Here is a 17,084-nt window from a genome sequence, read left to right as displayed (position 1 = left end):
CCTTTTGTCGCGGGCCGTTCGCGGGCGATCCGCCGGGGTCGCGCCGGCGGCGGCGTAGGGTGGGCGGATGCCGCTGCTCGACACGCCCGTCCGCACCCTCGCCGGCGAGCCCACCTCGCTCGCCGACCACGCCGACAAGGTGCTGCTGATCGTCAACGTCGCCTCGCGCTGCGGCCTGACCCCGCAGTACGCCGGGCTCGAGCGGCTGCAGCAGACCTACGGCGACCGCGGCCTGCAGGTGATCGGCGTCCCCAGCAACCAGTTCGCCGGCCAGGAGCCGGGCAGCGCCGAGGAGATCGCCACCTTCTGCTCGACCACCTACGGGGTCAGCTTCCCGCTGCTGGAGAAGAGCGACGTCAACGGCGACGACCGCCACCCGCTCTACGCCGCCCTGACCGCGACCGCCGACGCCGACGGCGAGGCCGGCGACGTCCAGTGGAACTTCGAGAAGTTCCTGCTCGCGCCGGGCGGCGAGGTGGTCGGCCGCTTCCGCCCGAAGACCGAGCCGGAGGCGCCCGAGCTGATCGCCGCGATCGAGGCCGTGCTGCCGCGCTAGGGCCGGCCCGCGGTGGGCGCACGTGCCCACGGTCGCCGCGCCGCACCCGTTAGCGTCACGGGCTCGTGCCGACCGTCCGCTTCCCCTTCACCGCGCTCGTCGGCCAGGACGACCTCCGCCGCGCGCTCCTGATCAACGCCGTCGCGCCCGAGGTCGGCGGCGTGCTGGTGCGGGGCGAGCGGGGAACGGCGAAGACCACCGCGGTGCGGGCGCTCGAGGGGCTGCTGCCGGCGGTCGACGTGGTCGCCGGCTGCCCCTACGGCTCGGCCCCGGCCGAGGCCGACCGCTGCCCGTGCCCGGCCTGCGCGGCGCTGGTCGCCGACGGCCGCCAGGCGCGCGCCCGCGCCGGCGCGCCGATCAGCGGCAGCGAGCGGCGACCGGCGCCGCTGGTCGAGCTGCCGGTCGGGGCGACCGTCGACCGGGTGGTCGGCACGCTCGACCTGGAGCGCGCGCTGCAGGAGGGCGAGGCCGTCCTCCAGCCCGGCCTGCTGGCCCGCGCGCACCGCGGGATCCTCTACGTCGACGAGGTCAACCTGCTCGGCGACCACCTGGTCGACGTGCTGCTCGACGCCGCCGCCCAGGGCGAGGCGGTGGTCGAGCGCGACAACGTCTCCGTCCGCCACCCGGCGCGGTTCCTGCTGGTCGGGACGATGAACCCGGAGGAGGGCGACCTGCGGCCGCAGCTGCTCGACCGCTTCGGGCTGTCGGTGACCGTCGCCGGCTCGACCGACCCGGCGGTGCGGGCCGAGGTCGTCCGCCGGCGGCTGGCCTTCGAGGCCGACCCCGAGGCGTTCGCCGCCCGCTTCCGCGACGACGAGGCGGCCGTCGCCCGCACGATCCTCGACGCCGTCGCGCTGCTGCCGCGGGTGACGCTCGGCGAGCGGATGCTGCGGCTGATCACCGGCGCCTGCGCCCGGCTCCAGGTCGACGGCCTGCGAGCCGACCTGGTCGCCTCGCGCTGCGCTCGCGCGCTGGCCGCGCTCGACGGCCGCGACGAGGTGACCGACGAGGACGTCCGCCAGGCGCTGCTGCTGACGCTCCCCCACCGCCGCCGGCGCGGGCCGCTCGACCCGCCCGGGCTGGAGCCGGAGGAGCTGGACGGCGCGCTCGACGAGGCCCGCGACGACGAGCCGCCGCCGGTCGCGGGCGGGCCGGGCGACGATCCCGACGGCGGTCCCGACGACGAGGACGGGCCCGGGCCCGGATCCGGCGGTCCGGCCAGCCCGCCGCCGGCCGGGTCGGACGCGCCGCCGCCGTCGTCGTCCGCCGCGCCCGACCGCGGGTGCCCCGCGGCGTCGGCGCCGCCGTCCTCCGACGACCGGCCCGAGCCGGCGGCCGCGCCGGAGGCGGACGACGGCGGGCCGGGCCCGACGGCCGAGCGGCCCCCGTCCGGCGCCCCCGCCGGCGACCGGCCCTTCGATCCCTCCGCCCGCGCGCGGGAGCGGACCGACGCCCCCGGCGGCGCCGCCGGGCTGGCGCCGCTGCTGGAGCTGGCGCGCGGCGGCGGAGGCGTCGCCGGCCGCCGCGGCCGGACCTCGGGCGCCCACGGCCACCCGGTCGACGTCCGCCCGCGCGAGACCGCCGAGGAGCCGCTGGCCGTGCCGGCGACCCTGCGGGCGGCGGCGATCCGCGGCGCGACCACGGCCGGCGTCGGCCACGACCGCGACCGCGGCGAGCGCTCACGGCTGGCCGTCGCCTCCCAGGACCACCGGACCCCGATCCGGGCCGGCCGCGAGGGCACGCTGGTGACCTTCTGCGTCGACGCCTCCGGCTCGATGGGCGCCCGCAAGCGGATGGCCGCGGTCAAGGACGCCGCCCTCGGCCTGCTGCTCGACGCCTACCAGCGGCGCGACCGGGTGGCGCTGGTGACCTTCCGCGGCAGCCGCGCCGAGGTGGTGCTGCCGCCGACCGGCTCGGTCGAGCGGGCCGCCGTCCGCCTGGCCCAGCTGCCGACCGGCGGCGGCACCCCGCTCGCCGCCGGGCTCGACGCGGCCGCCACGCTGGTCGCCGCCCACCGCCGCCGCGACCCGCAGCGGCGCTCGCTCTGCGTCGTCGTCACCGACGGCCGCGCGTCGGGCGGCAAGGCCGGGCTGGCCGCGGCCGAGCGGGCCGCCGAGCGGCTCGGCCAGGTGGCCGACGGGGTCGTCGTCTTCGACAGCGAGCAGGGACGGGTGCGGCTGGGCCTCAGCCGCCGGATCGCCGACCGCGCCGGCGCCCGGCTGCTGCCGGTCGGCGTCCTGACCGGCGAGCCGCTGGCCGCCGGCCGCGCCCGCCCCGCGGGAGCGCCGCGATGAGCCGGCCGCTGGTCGCCGTCGCCGCCGGGCCGGCGCTGCTCGAGCCCTCGCGGGCGCTGCGCGAGGCGCTGACCACCGCCGGCGCCGCGGTCGCGACGGTCGACCTGGTGGCCGACGCCGCGCTGCCGGCCGGGACCGCCGCGCTGGTGCTCGGCGACGGCGCCCCGGTGCCGCACGCCGCCGCGCTCTCCGCCAACTCCAGCCTGCGCGATGCGGTCGTCGCGCTCCACCGGCGCGGTGCGCCGATCGTCGCCGAGGGGGCCGGCGCCGCGTACCTGACCACGACCCTCGATGGCCACCCGATGTGCGACCTGCTTCCCGCCACCGCCGTTCCCGGACCGGGCGGCGTGCCCTCCGCGGTCGAGTTGATGGCCGCCGCCGACGGCCCCGTCCACGCGATCGGGGAGAAGCGGATCGGCCAGCCGTCGGCCGCGGTCGCCTTCGACGTCACCGCCGGCGGCCGCCCGGCCTGGACGATCGGCCGCCGCCACGAGGGCTGGTCGGCGCCCGACCTCCACGCCAGCCTGGTGGTGGTGCCGTGGAACGCGGCCCGCGCCGGCCGGCTGCTGGCCGCCGCCGCGGCGACCGGGAGCGTCCGGTGAGCGGCGACGGCCGCGTCGTCTTCGTCGGCGCCGGCCCCGGCGCCGCCGACCTGCTGACGCTGCGCGGGGCGCGGGTGCTGGGCGAGGCCGACGTCGTCGTCTGGCCGCGGAGCCTGGTCCCGCCCGAGGTGATGGAGCACGCGCGGCCCAACGCCGAGGTGCTGACCAGCGACGACCACACGCTCGAGGACGTGATCGCGCTCTTCTCGCGGGCGAAGGTCGAGGGCCTGACGGTCTGCCGGCTGCAGTCGGGCGATCCGGCGCTCTACGCCACGCTCCACGAGCAGATCAACGCCTGCCGGCGGATGGACCTGGCCTACGAGATCGTGCCCGGGGTCGGGTCGCTGTCGGCACTGGCCGCGGCGCTCGGCCAGGAGCTGACCGTGCCCGAGGTCGCCCAGTCGCTGGTCCTGACCCGCCGTGCGGTGCGGGTGCCGATGCCCGACAACGAGCAGCTGGTCGACTTCGCCCGCCACGGCACGACGATGGCGCTCTACCTGTCGGTCCGGCGCCCGCGCGAGCTGCAGGCCGACCTGCTGGAGGGCGGCTACGCGCCCGACACCCCGACCGCGATCGGGTACCGGGTGTCGTGGCCGGACGAGCGGATCATCCGCTGCCGGCTCGACGAGCTGGCCGCGACGCTGAAGGCCGAGAAGATCACCACCCAGGCGCTGATCGTGCTCGGCCCGGCGCTGCGCGACGACGAGCAGGACCGCCGCTCGCACGTCTACCGCCCGACCTACGGGCACCGCTACCGGCGCCTCGGCTCGCCCGCCCGCTACCGCGAGCCCTAGCCGACCCCTCCGCCCGCCCCCACGCCTCGCGTGGCGGTTGACCCCCGGCGTGCGGGGGCGATCCGCCACGCGAGCGCTCAGGGCGTGGCGAGCGCGGCGTCGAGGCGGGCCAGCAGGGTCCGGAGCTGGGTCAGCTCGTCGGGGTCGAGGGCCGCGCGCAGCCGCTGGTCGTGGGCGAGCGCCGCGCCGCGCAGCTGATCGAACATCGCCTCGCCCGCCGCGGTCAGGGCGACCTGCTGGATCCGCCGGTTCTCCGCCTGCCGCTCGCGGACGATCAGGCCCCGCTGCTCGAGCGCGCTCAGGTGGTGGGTGAGCGTGGCCGCCGTCACCCCCATCGCCTTCGCCAGCTCCGACTGGGTGCCCCAGTTGCGCGAGCGCACCAGCAGCAGCACCTGCCAGGTGGCGGTGGTGCCGCCGGCCGCGGCCAGCGCGCGCTCGAAGGCCTGGCTGGCCGCCCGCGCGGTGCGGGACAGCTGAAGGCCGATCGGCGGCTCGGCGGGCGGTCCGGACATGCGCCGATCGTAGCGAAACTTCGATATCGAATGGTTACGAGATCGCGCCGGCCCGCCCCGCCGTCGATCACAGTTTGACATCTAATCGTTAGAGATCTAATCTAGCCGCATCCGAGTCCCAGGAGCGACCGATGCGCCAGCCCACCACCACCCCGCCGTCCACCCCCGATCCCACCGCCGCCGTCGCGATCCCGTTCGCGGCGATCGTGCTCGCGATGCTGCCGGCGGTCCTCGACCAGACGATCCTCGCCACCGCGCTGCCGACGATCGCCGGCGACCTCGGCCGGCTCGGCGACCTCTCGTGGGTCGTCACCGCCTACGTCGTCGCCGCGGCCGCCAGCACCCCGCTGTGGGGCAAGCTCGGCGACCGGCTCGGCCGCAAGCGGCTGCTGGAGCTGGCGCTCGGCCTCTTCCTGACCGCCTCCGCCGCCTGCGGGCTGGCCCAGGACATCACCGCGCTGGTCGTCACCCGCGGCGTCCAGGGCGTCGCCGCCGGCGGCCTGATGACGCTGGCGATGGCCGCCGTCGGCGACCTCGTCGCGCCCCGCGAGCGCGGCCGCTACCAGGGCTACATCGCCGCCACCTTCGCCGCCGCCACGATCGTCGGGCCGCTGCTCGGCGGGCTGCTGGTCGAGCACGTCGGCTGGCGCTGGGTCTTCTACGTCAACCTGCCGGTCGGGCTGCTGGCCCTCGCCGGCCTGCGGCTGCGGCTGCCGTCGCCGCCGGTCGAGCGCCCGGCCGCCCCGCTCGACCTGCTCGGCGCCGCGCTGCTGGCCGGCGGCACGACCACGCTGATGCTCGCCTGCCTGTGGGGCGGCGACCGCTACGGGTGGTCGTCGCCGACGATCGTCGGGCTGATGGCCGCGACCGTGACGCTGGCCGTCGCGCTGGTGGTCCGCGAGCGGCGCGCGGTCGACCCGATCGTCCCGCTCGACCTGCTGCGCAGCCGCAACGTCGCCGTCGCCAGCGGCGCGCTCTTCCTGACCACCGCGGCGATGTTCGCGATCACCGTCTTCGTCCCGCTGTTCCTGCAGGCGACGACCGGCGCGTCGCCGACCGAGGCCGGCCTGCTGCTGATCCCGGCGATGCTGGGGATCGCGCTCTCGACCAACGTCTCCGGCCGCCTGATCGCCCGCAGCGGCCGCTACAAGGCGTTCCCGATCGCCGGCCTGGCGCTGATGACCGTCGCGCTGACCGCGATGGCGATCGTCGCCGGCCACCCCTCGCGGACCACCGCCGGCGTCGCGCTGGCCGTCTTCGGGCTCGGCTTCGGGATGGTCGGCCAGGTGCTGATCGTCGCGGTCCAGAACAGCACCGACCGCCGCCGGCTGGGCGTGGCGACCGCCACCACCGGCTTCTTCCGGGCGCTCGGCGGCGCGGTCGGGGCGGCCGCCCTCGGCGCGGTCTTCGCCGCCCACGCCGGCGGCACCCGCGTCACCGGCAGCGCCGCGACGGCCGCCGCGCCGGTGATCGACGGCGTCCAGGCGGTCTTCGTGGTCGCCGCGCCGATCGCCCTGCTCGGGCTGCTGGTGACGCTGCTGCTGGTCGAGGTCCCGCTCCAGAGCGCCCGCCGCCCCGAGCCGCGCCCGGCCGCCGACCCGCGCCCGGCCCGGCCCGCCGTCTGACCTCCACCCCCGAACCCCCGAACCCAGGAGCACCGCCATGAGCGACCAGCTGGCCGCGATCGAGATCCTCGTCCGCAGCGAGGAGAGCGACGGCCGCGTCGGGATCGTCCGCAACGCCCTGCCCGGGCGCTGGGCGGGCCCGCCGCTGCACCACCACGACTTCGACGAGGCGTTCCACGTCCTCGAGGGCGAGCTGACCTTCCAGCTCGGCGACGAGCGGCGGACGGCCGGCCCGGGCGAGACGGTCTTCGCCCCCGCCGGCAGCGTCCACACGCTGGCGAACCTGAGCGATCGGCCCGCCCGGTACCTGATCGTCTGCACGCCGGGCGGCTTCGAGCGCTACTTCGCCCGCCTGGCCGCCGGGATCGAGGGCCGCGAGCCGCCGGCCTGGGCGACCGACGAGTACCCGCAGACGATCGTCGTCGGTCCGCCGCTGGCGGCTTGACTTCAAGCGCACTCGAACCGCCATCATGGGGTGCATGTCCCTCCCCTCACCCCTTCGTCCACCGGCGGCCGCCAGGACCCGCGCGAGGGTCCCGGCGTGACGGCGGCGCTCGCGGTCAGCGACCTGACCAAGCGCTACCCGACCGGCACCGAGGCCCTGCGCGGCGTCTCGCTCGAGATCCAGCCCGGCGAGTTCTTCGGCCTGCTGGGCCCCAACGGCGCCGGCAAGTCGACGCTGATCCACTGCACCACCGGCCTGGCGCGGCCGACCTCGGGCGCGATCCGGGTCTTCGGCCACGACGCCGTCGACCACTACGAGCAGGCGCGGATCGCCGTCGGCCTGGCCCCGCAGGACCTCAACATCGACTGGTTCCTGACGCTCGAGGAGACGCTCGACTACCACGGCGGCTACTTCGGGATGCCGCGCAAGGAGCGCAAGGAGCGGATCGCCGAGCTGCTCGACGCGTTCTCGCTCAGCGGCAAGCGCCACGACCGCACCCGCACGCTGTCGGGCGGGATGAAGCGGCGGCTGATCCTGGCCCGGGCGCTGATGCACCGGCCGCGGCTGCTGATCCTCGACGAGCCGACCGCCGGCGTCGACGTCGAGCTGCGGCTGGAGCTGTGGCACTACGTGCAGCGGATCAACCAGGAGGGGACGACGATCCTGCTGACCACGCACTACCTGGAGGAGGCCGAGCAGCTCTGCGACCGGATCGCCTTCATCAACGAGGGGCGGGTCGTGGCCGAGGGCACCAGCGGCGAGCTGGCCGAGCAGTACGGCGTCTCGAGCCTGGAGGACGCCTACCTGGAGCTGGTCGGGCGCAAGGAGCTGTCGCGCGGCGGCGGCCTGGTCGGCGAGGTGTCGGAGTGAGCGCCGCCCAGATCCGGTTCCTGGCGCTGCTGCGGCGCGAGGTCAACAGATTCCTGAAGATCAAGCGCCAGACGATCGGGGCCCCGCTGCTGGAGACGTTCCTCTACATCTCCGTCTTCGGCGCGGCGCTCGGCAGTCGGATCGACACCCTCCACGGCTTCGACTACGTGGTCTTCATCGTGCCGGGCCTGATCATGATGGCCTGGGCGATCAACGCCTTCTCGAACAACTCCTCCTCGATCCTGCAGCAGAAGTTCCAGCGCGCGATCGACGACCAGCTCTCCTCCCCCGCCTCGCCCGCGGAGCTGCTGCTGGCCTTCTCGCTCGGCGGCTTCCTGCGCGGGCTGCTGATCTCGACCCTGACCTTCCTGGCGGCGTCGCTGCTGACCGACCTGCCGGTGGCGCACGTGCTGGTCCTGATCCCGGCGCTGTTCCTGGTCGGGATGTTCTTCGCCCAGCTCGGGGTGCTGGTCGGCGTCCGGGCCGAGCAGTTCGACGACGTCGCGTTCGCCCAGACCTTCGTGCTCCAGCCGCTGATCTTCCTCGGCGGCGTCTTCTACTCGGCGACGCTGCTGCCGGAGCCGTTCGGCACCCTGACCCAGTTCAACCCGGTCTACTACATGATCGGCCTGGTGCGGTACGGGTTCCTCGGCTACTCCGAGGTCAACATCGCGCTCTCGCTGGGCCTGCTGACCGTGGTCACCGCGGGGCTCTTCCTGCTCAACCTGCGGCTGTTCCGGTCGGGGTACAAGCTGCGGGCGTGAGGGCGGTCAGCGCAGCACCGCGACGTCGTAGGCGCCGACCCACGGGTCGGCGCTGACGTCAATCGATCATCCCGAGCGCCCGGGCCATGTCCTCGGGCAGCTCGTCCCAGTCGTCGGCCAGCGCCCGCTCGACCAGCCGCGAGAGCTGCGTCTTCGCCTCGTCGATGTCGACCGTGGCCACGGACGGAGGCTAGCGACGGGTGCCAATCCCGCGCCGGACCGCCACCAACCCCGCTACCTCCGCGGCCGCCGCAGCAGGTAGCTATCGAACAGCCAGCCCTTGCGCTCGCGCTCGGCGGCGCGGACGCGCACGATCTCGTCCTTGACGTCGGCCAGGCGGCCGGCGATCAGGACCTGGTCGGGCGCGCCGATCGAGGCGCCCCAGTAGATCTCGGCCTGGTCGTCGTCGATCTCGGCGAAGGCCTGGTGGGCGTCGAGCATCACCACCACGTCCTCACCGTCGGCGAACTGCTCGGCCAGCCGCCGGCCGGGGGTGATCCGGATCGTCCCGCCGACCTGGTTGAGGGCGATCCGGTGGCGGGCGGCGAGGTCCTGGACGCTGCTGATGCCGGGGATCACCTCGTGCTCGAAGGCGACCTCGCCGCGGGCCAGGACGTCGTCGATCACGCCGAGGGTGCTGTCGTAGATCGCCGGGTCGCCCCAGACCAGGAACGCCCCCCGCTCGTCCTCGCCCAGCTCGTCGCGGATCGCCTGCTGCCACTGGTCCGCCCGCCGCTGGCGCCAGTCGTCGACGACCGCTCGGTGGGCGTCGGCCGAGCGGCCGCGGGGCGGGTCGACCAGCTCGACGGTGCGGTACCCGTCGCCCTCGACGTAGCGGTCGAGGATCTCCCGCCGCAGCGCCACCAGCTCGTCGGTGCCGGCGCCCTTGCTGATCACGAAGAAGACGTCGACGGCGTTGATCGCCTTGATCGCCTGGACCGTCACCTGGTCGGGGTCGCCGGCGCCGATGCCGATGATCGAGACGTGTCGCACCACGGTCCTCCGGGTCGCTCGGGGTGGTCGCGCCGGGCGTCCGGAGCCGGCGGCCCGGGCCACGCTAGCGCAGCCGGCGCGGGCGCCGAGCGGGGGCGGTGGGGTTGCGCGGGGGTTCGCTCACCCCAGGTCGACCCCGCACCCCTCCCGCACCGCCGCCGGGCGGACGGTGGCGCCGACCGCGTCCGCCAGCTCCCCGGCCGCGCCGGCGAACTGCTGCATTGCGCTCGCCAGCCGGGGCAGGTCGTCGGCGCGGTGGGCGCGCAGGACCCGGTCGACGCCCGCCCGCGCCTCGCGCAGCACCCGCCGCGCGCCGGCCGGACGCAGCAGCGCCGCCCGGCAGCGGGCCGGCAGCCGGCGGAAGGCCCGCGACCGCTCGAGCTGACGGTCGCTGCGGATCAGCCGCTCGATCGGCGGCCGCATCGCCACGATCGTCCGCACCCCGCAGGCGAAGTCGGTCGGGCGGCAGGCGGAGATGTCGCGGGCGACGGCCGTCACCTGCCCGACCCCGTCGATCGCCGCGCTGCAGCCCGGCACCAGCAGCCGCGCGATCGGGCCCTTCCCCGGCAGCACCGCGCAGGGCCCGGGCGGGGCCGCGGTGGTCCCGGTCCCGCCCGTCGGGGTCGGGGTCGGGGTCGCGGTCGAGCGGCCGGTCGACGGTCCGCCGCCCTCGACCCGGTCGTAGGGCGCCGTCGGATCGCCGCTGGTGGTCGTCGTGGCGGTGGTCGCCGTGGTCGACGCCGGCGCCGGCCCAGTCGTCGTCTCGCCGCCGCCGCAGCCGGCCAACGCGACCAACGTCATCAGCACCGCGAGCAGCAGCGCCAGCGGGGACCTGGCGGTCGGGACGGACACGCGGCCATCGTAGAACGGTTGCGGCTCCCGCCGGCCGGGTAGCGGCCGGTCATGAGCCCGAACCTCGACCGCTCCGTCTCCGCGAGCACGGGCACCGGCGACCACCCCTCGGCGACCGGCGGCAACCCGCCGCCCGGCGAGCGCGCCCTGCCCGAGCTGTCCCCGCCCGACGACCCCGCCGGCATCGGCTCGATGCGGCTGCTGGTGGCGATGCCCGCGATCGTCCTGGTCGTGACCGTCGTGATGGCCCTCAGCGCCCAGGTCGGCATCGGGCTGGCCGTGGTCGCGCTGCTGGCCGTCGTCGGCGGCGCCGCCTACATCGTGACGATGCTGATGCAGATGACCGCCACCGACCAGCCGGAGCCGACCGCCCGCAGCCACGACGACGATCCGGCGACGCCCTCGGCCGAGCCGCGACCCGAGCTGGAGCGCCCGGTGCTGGGCCAGCGGCCCAAGCGCCCGCTGCTGCACTACTGAACCGCCTACCCTTTCCGCGATGAGCGGCGCGGCGCACGGAGGCAACGAGGAGCTGCTCGGCCTCGACACGCCGCTGCACCGGCTGCCGCCCCAGTGCAAGGTGGCGGCGCTGGTGCTGTTCGCGGTCGCGGTCGCCCTGACCCCGACCCACGTCGTCTGGCCCTACGCGCTGCACTTGCTGGTGGTGCTGAGCGCCGCCACCGTCGCCCGCGTCCCGCCGCTCGACCTGGCCCGGCGGCTGGTGATCGAGATCCCCTTCGTCCTCTTCGTGCTGATCCTGCCGTTCGTGACCGAGGGCGAGCGGACCCACGTGCTCGGGATCCCGATGGCGGTCGAGGGGCTGTGGACCGCCTGGGCGATCGTCTCGAAGGCGACGCTGGTGCTGCTGGCCACGGCCGTGGTCGCCGCCTGCACCCCGCCGGCCGCGATCCTGGCCGGCTTCGAGCGGCTGCGGGCGCCGCGGGCCCTGACCGCGATCGCCGGCTTCACGATCCGCTACGTCGAGGTCGTGCTGGCCGAGCTGGGGCGGATGCGGATCGCCCGGATCGCGCGCGGCGACGACCCCCGCTTCCTCTGGCAGGCGCGGGCGGTCCTGCGCTCGACCGGGACCCTGCTGGTGCGCTGCTTCGAGCGCGGCGAGCGGGTCCAGCTGGCGATGGTCAGCCGCGGCTGGGACGGCGGGATGCCGCCCGGGCTGCTGACCGTCCCCGCCACCCGGGTCGAGTGGCTGGGGACGCTGGTGGTCGCCGCGCTGGCCGCGTCGATCACCGTCGCGGCCCGGATCGTCGTCGGCTAGTCGCGCAACGCCGGCAGCACCCGCTCGCGGTAGAGCCGGATCGTGCCGGCCGGGTCGGCGCGGCCGATCAGCTGCAGCGAGACGGCGTCGGCGCCGAGCGCGGCGATCTCGCGGATCCGCTCGACGTGCTCGTCCGGGTCCTCGCTGACGACGAACCCCTCGCGGGCGAACTGCTCGTCGGTCATCCGCTCGTCGGCCAACCGCTGCATCGCCTCCTGGTCGGCGATGTCGTCGGTGTACAGCTCCGGCAGCTGGGTCGGCTTCCAGCGCCGCGCGCCACCGATCGCCGCCGCCCGGTCGGCCGCCCAGGCGATCCCGGTCTGGAGCACGATCGGACCGGCCGGCCGCCCCTGCTCGGCGCAGGCGGCGCGGTAGGCCTCGATCACCGCCGGGGCCTGCTCGGGGTCGCCGAGCGTCCACAGGCCGTCGCCGTGCTCGGCGGCGATCCGGGCGGCGCGCGGGCCGAAGGCGGAGACGATCATCCGCGGCCGCCCCTCGGCGCGGGTGAAGAGGCGCGCCTCCTGGAGCCGGAACCAGCCGCCGTCGACGGTCACCGTCTCGCCGTCCCACAGCCGCCGGATCGCCTCGAGCCCGGCGGCGAAGCGGCGCTGCTGCTCGGCCACCGGCGGCCAGTCGAGGCCGAGCGGCGTCTCGTTGACCGACTCGCCGGAGCCGACCCCGAGCGTCACGCGGCCGGGGTACAGGTGCTCGAGGCCCATGAACGCCTGGGCGACGACCGCCGGGTGGTAGTGGTGGACGATCGGGGTCACGCCGGTGGCGAGCGGCAGGCTGGTCGCCTGGCCGACCGCCGCGAGGGTCATCCAGGCGCTCGCGCCCTCGCCGTCGGGGAACCACGGCGCCCAGTGGTCGGAGAGCCCGAAGGCGTCGAAGCCGGCCTGCTCGGCGGCGCGCGCCTGAGCCAGCAGCTCGGGCGGGGTGAACTCCTCGGTCGATCCGGCGAACCAGTACTCGGGAGAGGTCATGGTGCGACGTCCCCTACCCCGGCGCGGCGGCCGGCGAACGGCGGTGGCTACCCTTCGGCGGTGGCCCTCGGTCGCTCAGACGCGCGCGCCGGCACCGCCGGCCATCCCTCCCCCGACCGCCCGTCGCTGGTCCTGATCGGCCACGGCTCGCGCGACGCCGACCACGTCGAGGAGTTCTGGGACCTGGTCCGCTTCGTCGGCGAGCTGGATCCGGAGCTGCACCACGCGGGCGGCTTCATCGAGCTGGCCGAGCCCTCGGCCGACGTGGCGATCGACCGGCTGGTGGCCGACGGCGCGACGGAGATCGTCTCGGTCCCGATCGTGCTGCTGGCCGCCGGCCACCTGAAGAACGACGGCCCGGCGACGCTGGCCCGGGCCCGGATCCGCCACCCCGGCGTGACCTTCCACATGAGCCGCGACCTGGGGATCGAGCCGCGGGTGCTGGAGGTGGCGGAGGACCGGATCGCCGCCACCCTCGGCGACGCCCCGGCGGAGACGGCCGGCGTGGTGCTGGTCGGCCGCGGGTCGAGCGACCCCGACGCCTCGGGCGACCTGGCGAAGGTGGCGCGGCTGCTGAGCGACCGCCGCGGGCTGCCGATCGTCGAGCCGGCCTGGATCTCGGTCGCCGAGCCGCGGGTGCCCGACGCGCTCGAGCGCTGCCGGCGGCTGGGCGCGACGACGATCGCGGTCGTCCCCTTCTTCCTCTTCACCGGCGTGCTGCTGCACCGGATCTACGAGCAGGCCGCCGCCTGGGCCCAGGAGCACCCCGAGCTGACCGTTCGCGGCGGACCGCACCTGGGCGCCGACCGGCGGCTGGCGCGGGTGGCGCTCGACCGCTACCGCGAGGGCTTCCAGGGCGACGTGCGGATGAACTGCGACCTCTGCGTCTACCGGGTGACGCTGCCCGGCTACGAGGAGAAGGTCGGGCTGCCGATCAGCCTGACCCCGCACGGCGACGGTCCCGCGGGCGGGCGGCGGCGCAACCGGCGGGCGACCCGCGCGCCGCAGAAGGCACCGGCGCTGGCGCTGGCCGACGAGGGCCGGGCGGGCGACCGCGGGCGGGTCAGGACCGGCGCCATCGGGGGACCGGGCGGCGTGGCCGCCGACGCGCCGGTGGCGGTGGCGGTCCGCGACCTGCACTTCGCCTACCCCGACGGGTCGGAGGCGCTGACCGGGGTCGACCTGACGATCCGCGAGGGGGAGCGGGTGGCGCTGCTGGGCCCCAACGGGGCGGGCAAGACGACGCTGCTGCTGCACCTGAACGGCGTCCTCCAGCCGCAGCAGGGGACGGTCGAGATCGCCGGCACCGCGCTGACGAAGCGGACCGCGCGCGAGCTGCGCAAGCGGGTCGGGATCGTCTTCCAGGATCCCGACGACCAGCTGTTCATGCCCTCGATCGAGAGCGACGTCGCGTTCGGCCCGGCCAACCTGGGCCTGACCGGCGAGGCGCTGGAGGAGCGGGTGACGGCGGCGCTGCGGACCTTCGGCCTGGAGGAGCTGCGCGAGGTCGCCCCGCACCAGCTCTCGATGGGCCAGCGGCGGCGGGCGGCGGTGGCGGGCGTGCTGGCGATGGAGCCCGACCTGATGGTGCTCGACGAGCCGTCGTCGAACCTCGACCCGGCGGCCCGCCGCGAGCTGGCCGACGTGATCCGGCGGCTGCCGACGACGACGATCCTGGTGACCCACGACCTGCCCTACGCGCTGGAGCTGTGCCCGCGGTCGATCGTCTTCGACGCCGGCCAGGTGGTGGCCGACGGGCCGACCCGCCAGATCCTGGCCGACGAGGGCTTCATGCGGGCCCACCGGCTGGAGCTGCCGGCGGGGTTCAACCCGCTGGCGGCCTGACCACCGGGGCGCGTTTCGCACCGCCCAGGTACCAAGCGCGCCCCGGTCAGGTGGCCGCGGCCAGGATCCGCCGCACGGCCTTCTCGCCGTTGCGCAGGCCGCGCTCCAGCGTCCGCTGCGCGGCCTGGAGCGCGCGGAGGGTGGCGAGGCTCGCCGTCCTCCGCGCGACGCGGGCGAGGCCGGACTCCAGCGTCGCGGTGCCGGAGCGGACGTCCGCCAGCGCGCCGAGCAGGGCGGTTCGCAGCTGCCGGCCCTCGGCCGAGTTGGAGCGGTCGTAGCGGAGGGCGGCCCGGAACGAGGAGACCTCGCGGCGGACGGCGCCGGCGGCGCGCGAGGCCCGGCCGGCACGGGCGCGGTCGGTCGGGGCCTTGGCGTAGCGGGCGAGGGCGGTCGAGAGCGTCTTGGCCCGCGGCTCCAGTCGCTGGGCGTGGAGCTGGACGCTCTTGACCAGGCTCAGGTCGTCGGCCGCCGCGGGGGTCGCGGCCGGCCCGATCGCGAGGGCGGCCAGGCAGGCGCCGGCGGCCAGCAGCCGGCGGACGCGGTGAGCGGACGGGAGCGTGCGCACCCAACCCACGGTAGGTCGGCGGACGGTCCCTCCGCACCTTCCGTGGACGGACGTCCCAGCCCCGGCATCCGCCGACCGTGCGAACATACGTTCGCATGCGCTGGGATCACCTGAAGCTCGACGACCACCAGGAGACCCACGCCCTTCCCGGCCTCCGCGACCCGGCCGTGGTCCGGCGCTTCGACGCTCCCGAGGCGCTCGACATGCGCTTCTACGAGATCCACGCCAAGTCGGTCCTCAACCGCGTCCCGGGCCGCTCGGCGATGCCGTTCGGCTGGACGGTCAACCCCTATCGGGGGTGCAGCCATGCCTGCAAATACTGCTTCGCTCGCCCCACCCACGAGTACCTGGACTTCGGCGCCGGTCGCGACTTCGAGCGCGAGATCGTGGTCAAGGTCAACGCGCCCGAGCGGCTGCGGGCCGACCTGGCCCGGCGGGCGCGGACGCCGGCGGCGGCGGAGGAGGTCGCGCTCGGGACCAACACCGACCCCTACCAGTGGGTCGAGTCGCGCTACCGGCTGATGCCCGGCATCTGGGAGGCGCTGCGCGACGCCCGGGTGCCCGCCTCGGTGCTGACGAAGTCGCCGCTGCTGCTGCGCGACCTGGACCTGATGCTGCAGCTGCGCGACGCCGGCGGGTTCGAGGCCGCGCTCTCGGTGCCGAGCCTGGACGAGGCCGCCTGGCGGGCGACCGAGCCGCACACGCCCCACCCGCGCACGCGGCTGGCCGCGGTGGCCGAGCTGAACCGGGTCGGGATCCCGACCGCGGTGCTCGCCGCGCCGCTGATGCCCGGGATCAACGACGACCCGGCCCAGATCGAGGCGCTGCTGGCCGCCTGCAGCGCCGCCGGTGCCGTCGCCGTGCGCGGGATCGGCCTGCACCTGCGGGGCAGCACCCGCCAGGTCTTCCTCGACTGGCTGCGCGACGCCCGGCCCGACCTGGTCGACCGCTACGAGGAGCTCTACCGCCACGGCCCCTACCTGCCGAAGGCCGAGAGCCTGCGGCTGACCCGCTCGATCAGCGAGGACGAGCGCTCCGGTCCCCGCAGCTGGTCCCCCGTCGCCCGCGCGCGCTTCGGCGGCACCGCCGCCCGTCCGCGCGGCGGCTCGCGGCCCGACGGCGGACCGCGGCGACCGGGAAGCCGCCGCCGCGACGTCCAGCAGTCGCTCTTCTGATCCGGCCGGCCCTTAGCCTGGATCCACCGATTCTCGGGTCGCCTCGGCGCGGATGACCGGCGACGGTGGCCGCGCCACAGGATCTGATGGTCACCGACCGTCATCACCTGTGGCCCGACCACCGTCTTGGTCCTCCACGCCGAGGCTCAACCGACCACCGGTGGATCCAGGCTCAGTCGGCCCGCGGGTGGCGCGAGGCGACCAGCCACGGACCGACCCGCTCGGTGCCGGGCGCGGCCACCAGCACCAGCGTCCGCATCGCCACCCGCTCGGCGTCGAAGCCGGCCAGGGTGGCGACCTCGAGCCGCTCCTCGTCGCGGCCGACGTCGGTGGCCAGCGCCACCGGATCGCCGCCGTCGCGGTGCTCCAGCAGCAGCTCGCGCGCCCGGTCCAGCTGCCAGGTCCGCGTCCGCGAGCGGGGGTTGTAGATCGCCAGCGCCAGGTCGGTCGCGGCCAGCGCGGCGATCCGCGCCTCGACCCGCTCCCACGGGATCAGGACGTCGGAGAGCGAGACCGTCGCGAAGTCGCCCAGCGGCGCGCCGAGCCGGGCCGCCGTCGCCACCGCCGCCGTCACGCCGGGGACGACCTCGACCTCGGGCCGCCGATCGTCCGGCAGCGCGGCCGCCGCCCGCAGGGCCAGGCCCGCCATCCCGAAGATCCCGGCGTCGCCCGACGACACCAACGCCACCCGTCGGCCCTCGGCCGCCAGCGCCAGCGCCTCCTCGGCCCGCTCGCGCTCGCCGCCCATCGTGCCGCGCCGCTGCTCCTGCTCGGGACGCAACAGGTCGGCGCACTGGTCGACGTACGGCCCGTAGCCGACGATCACCTCGGCCGCCGCCACCGCCTCGGCCGCGCGGCCGGTGCGGGTGGCCGCGCCTCCCGGGCCGAGGCCGACGATCCAGAGCACTCCCGACATCGCCGGAACTCTACGAACGG

The 17,084-nt window shown here is 76.0% G+C and carries 19 protein-coding genes; 12 read left to right on the top strand and 7 right to left on the bottom strand.

The features are described 5' to 3' along the window. The first annotated feature begins 67 nt into the window (after positions 1-67). The 4 genes from SH587_RS11090 (at position 68) to cobM (ending at position 4,246) form a co-directional block, all read left to right on the top strand. Positions 68-556 carry a glutathione peroxidase gene (locus SH587_RS11090; RefSeq protein ID WP_320670675.1) on the top strand — a complete coding sequence of 163 codons (489 nt, stop codon included), beginning with the start codon at positions 68-70 and terminating at the stop codon, positions 554-556. 65 nt (positions 557-621) lie between these two features. Then, complete coding sequence (locus SH587_RS11085; RefSeq protein WP_320670674.1) at positions 622-2,850, top strand: VWA domain-containing protein; 2,229 nt, start codon at positions 622-624, stop codon at positions 2,848-2,850. Then, positions 2,847-3,452 carry a hypothetical protein gene (locus SH587_RS11080; protein ID WP_320670673.1) on the top strand — a complete coding sequence of 202 codons (606 nt, stop codon included), beginning with the start codon at positions 2,847-2,849 and terminating at the stop codon, positions 3,450-3,452. Before SH587_RS11085 ends, SH587_RS11080 begins: the two co-directional genes overlap by 4 nt. Continuing rightward, complete coding sequence (cobM, locus tag SH587_RS11075; protein WP_320670672.1) at positions 3,449-4,246, top strand: precorrin-4 C(11)-methyltransferase; 798 nt, start codon at positions 3,449-3,451, stop codon at positions 4,244-4,246. The genes SH587_RS11080 and cobM overlap by 4 nt, the downstream gene beginning before the upstream one ends. 77 nt (positions 4,247-4,323) lie before the next feature. Here cobM and SH587_RS11070 read toward each other — a convergent pair whose 3' ends face one another. Next, on the bottom strand, positions 4,324-4,758 hold the full coding sequence (locus SH587_RS11070) for a MarR family winged helix-turn-helix transcriptional regulator (RefSeq protein WP_320670671.1): 435 nt from the start codon (positions 4,756-4,758) through the stop codon (positions 4,324-4,326). Positions 4,759-4,889: 131 nt separating this feature from the next. Here SH587_RS11070 and SH587_RS11065 point away from each other — a divergent pair, with 131 nt between their 5' ends. The 4 genes from SH587_RS11065 (at position 4,890) to SH587_RS11050 (ending at position 8,462) form a co-directional block, all read left to right on the top strand. Next, positions 4,890-6,383 (top strand): MFS transporter, encoded by a 1,494-nt coding sequence (locus SH587_RS11065; RefSeq protein WP_320670670.1) that lies wholly within the window; start codon positions 4,890-4,892, stop codon positions 6,381-6,383. A 37-nt stretch (positions 6,384-6,420) separates the two neighbouring features. Then, positions 6,421-6,828 (top strand): cupin domain-containing protein, encoded by a 408-nt coding sequence (locus SH587_RS11060; RefSeq protein ID WP_320670669.1) that lies wholly within the window; start codon positions 6,421-6,423, stop codon positions 6,826-6,828. A 96-nt stretch (positions 6,829-6,924) separates the two neighbouring features. Then, positions 6,925-7,698, top strand: a complete 774-nt coding sequence (locus tag SH587_RS11055; RefSeq protein WP_320670668.1) for an ABC transporter ATP-binding protein — start codon at positions 6,925-6,927, stop codon at positions 7,696-7,698. Next, positions 7,695-8,462 carry an ABC transporter permease gene (locus SH587_RS11050; protein ID WP_320670667.1) on the top strand — a complete coding sequence of 256 codons (768 nt, stop codon included), beginning with the start codon at positions 7,695-7,697 and terminating at the stop codon, positions 8,460-8,462. The genes SH587_RS11055 and SH587_RS11050 overlap by 4 nt, the downstream gene beginning before the upstream one ends. A 58-nt stretch (positions 8,463-8,520) precedes the next feature. On the opposite strand, the gene SH587_RS11045 is transcribed toward SH587_RS11050, so the two are convergent. The 3 genes from SH587_RS11045 to SH587_RS11035 form a co-directional block, all read right to left on the bottom strand. After that, positions 8,521-8,643 carry a hypothetical protein gene (locus SH587_RS11045; protein WP_320670666.1) on the bottom strand — a complete coding sequence of 41 codons (123 nt, stop codon included), beginning with the start codon at positions 8,641-8,643 and terminating at the stop codon, positions 8,521-8,523. A gap of 53 nt (positions 8,644-8,696) precedes the next feature. Then, positions 8,697-9,455, bottom strand: coding sequence for a precorrin-6A synthase (deacetylating) (gene cobF / locus SH587_RS11040; protein WP_320670665.1), 759 nt, complete (start codon positions 9,453-9,455; stop codon positions 8,697-8,699). A gap of 120 nt (positions 9,456-9,575) precedes the next feature. Further along, positions 9,576-10,307, bottom strand: a complete 732-nt coding sequence (locus SH587_RS11035) for a hypothetical protein (protein WP_320670664.1) — start codon at positions 10,305-10,307, stop codon at positions 9,576-9,578. Between the two features lie 51 nt (positions 10,308-10,358). Between SH587_RS11035 and SH587_RS11030 the strand changes: the two genes are divergently transcribed. Both SH587_RS11030 and cbiQ read left to right on the top strand, forming a co-directional pair. Next, positions 10,359-10,784, top strand: a complete 426-nt coding sequence (locus SH587_RS11030; protein WP_320670663.1) for a hypothetical protein — start codon at positions 10,359-10,361, stop codon at positions 10,782-10,784. Between the two features lie 19 nt (positions 10,785-10,803). After that, entirely contained in the window at positions 10,804-11,580 is a 777-nt protein-coding gene (gene cbiQ, locus SH587_RS11025) for a cobalt ECF transporter T component CbiQ (RefSeq protein WP_320670662.1), read from the top strand. Here cbiQ and SH587_RS11020 read toward each other — a convergent pair. Next, positions 11,577-12,563 carry a TIGR03557 family F420-dependent LLM class oxidoreductase gene (locus SH587_RS11020; RefSeq protein ID WP_320670661.1) on the bottom strand — a complete coding sequence of 329 codons (987 nt, stop codon included), beginning with the start codon at positions 12,561-12,563 and terminating at the stop codon, positions 11,577-11,579. The genes cbiQ and SH587_RS11020 overlap by 4 nt on opposite strands. A 60-nt stretch (positions 12,564-12,623) precedes the next feature. Here SH587_RS11020 and SH587_RS11015 point away from each other — a divergent pair, with 60 nt between their 5' ends. Then, positions 12,624-14,408, top strand: a complete 1,785-nt coding sequence (locus SH587_RS11015; protein WP_320670660.1) for an energy-coupling factor ABC transporter ATP-binding protein, CbiO family — start codon at positions 12,624-12,626, stop codon at positions 14,406-14,408. Between the two features lie 46 nt (positions 14,409-14,454). On the opposite strand, the gene SH587_RS11010 is transcribed toward SH587_RS11015, so the two are convergent. After that, the gene (locus SH587_RS11010; RefSeq protein ID WP_320670659.1) at positions 14,455-14,973 is read right to left on the bottom strand and encodes a hypothetical protein; all 519 of its coding nucleotides are present in this window, start codon (positions 14,971-14,973) and stop codon (positions 14,455-14,457) included. Positions 14,974-15,068: 95 nt separating this feature from the next. On the opposite strand from SH587_RS11010, the gene SH587_RS11005 reads away from it, so the two are divergent. Continuing rightward, entirely contained in the window at positions 15,069-16,148 is a 1,080-nt protein-coding gene (locus tag SH587_RS11005) for a radical SAM protein (protein WP_320670658.1), read from the top strand. Between the two features lie 172 nt (positions 16,149-16,320). Here SH587_RS11005 and cobJ read toward each other — a convergent pair whose 3' ends face one another. Beyond that, complete coding sequence (gene cobJ / locus SH587_RS11000; RefSeq protein WP_320670657.1) at positions 16,321-17,064, bottom strand: precorrin-3B C(17)-methyltransferase; 744 nt, start codon at positions 17,062-17,064, stop codon at positions 16,321-16,323. Positions 17,065-17,084 lie beyond the last annotated feature (20 nt).

This window comes from Patulibacter defluvii (genome assembly GCF_034096925.1).
Classification (GTDB): domain Bacteria; phylum Actinomycetota; class Thermoleophilia; order Solirubrobacterales; family Solirubrobacteraceae; genus Patulibacter; species Patulibacter defluvii.
Note: the sequence above shows the minus strand (reverse complement) of the source record. Positions and strands in the feature narration are given on the sequence as shown.

Excerpts from the sequence above, each read along its gene's own strand:
- SH587_RS11090 (WP_320670675.1), top strand. The coding sequence starts at position 68 with ATGCCGCTGCTCGACACGCCCGTCCGCACCCTCGCCGGCGAGCCCACC.
- SH587_RS11080 (WP_320670673.1), top strand. The coding sequence starts at position 2,847 with ATGAGCCGGCCGCTGGTCGCCGTCGCCGCCGGGCCGGCGCTGCTCGAG.
- SH587_RS11070 (WP_320670671.1), bottom strand. The coding sequence starts at position 4,758 with ATGTCCGGACCGCCCGCCGAGCCGCCGATCGGCCTTCAGCTGTCCCGC.
- SH587_RS11065 (WP_320670670.1), top strand. The coding sequence starts at position 4,890 with ATGCGCCAGCCCACCACCACCCCGCCGTCCACCCCCGATCCCACCGCC.
- SH587_RS11060 (WP_320670669.1), top strand. The coding sequence starts at position 6,421 with ATGAGCGACCAGCTGGCCGCGATCGAGATCCTCGTCCGCAGCGAGGAG.
- SH587_RS11030 (WP_320670663.1), top strand. The coding sequence starts at position 10,359 with ATGAGCCCGAACCTCGACCGCTCCGTCTCCGCGAGCACGGGCACCGGC.
- cbiQ (WP_320670662.1), top strand. The coding sequence starts at position 10,804 with ATGAGCGGCGCGGCGCACGGAGGCAACGAGGAGCTGCTCGGCCTCGAC.
- SH587_RS11020 (WP_320670661.1), bottom strand. The coding sequence starts at position 12,563 with ATGACCTCTCCCGAGTACTGGTTCGCCGGATCGACCGAGGAGTTCACC.
- SH587_RS11005 (WP_320670658.1), top strand. The coding sequence starts at position 15,069 with ATGCGCTGGGATCACCTGAAGCTCGACGACCACCAGGAGACCCACGCC.
- cobJ (WP_320670657.1), bottom strand. The coding sequence starts at position 17,064 with ATGTCGGGAGTGCTCTGGATCGTCGGCCTCGGCCCGGGAGGCGCGGCC.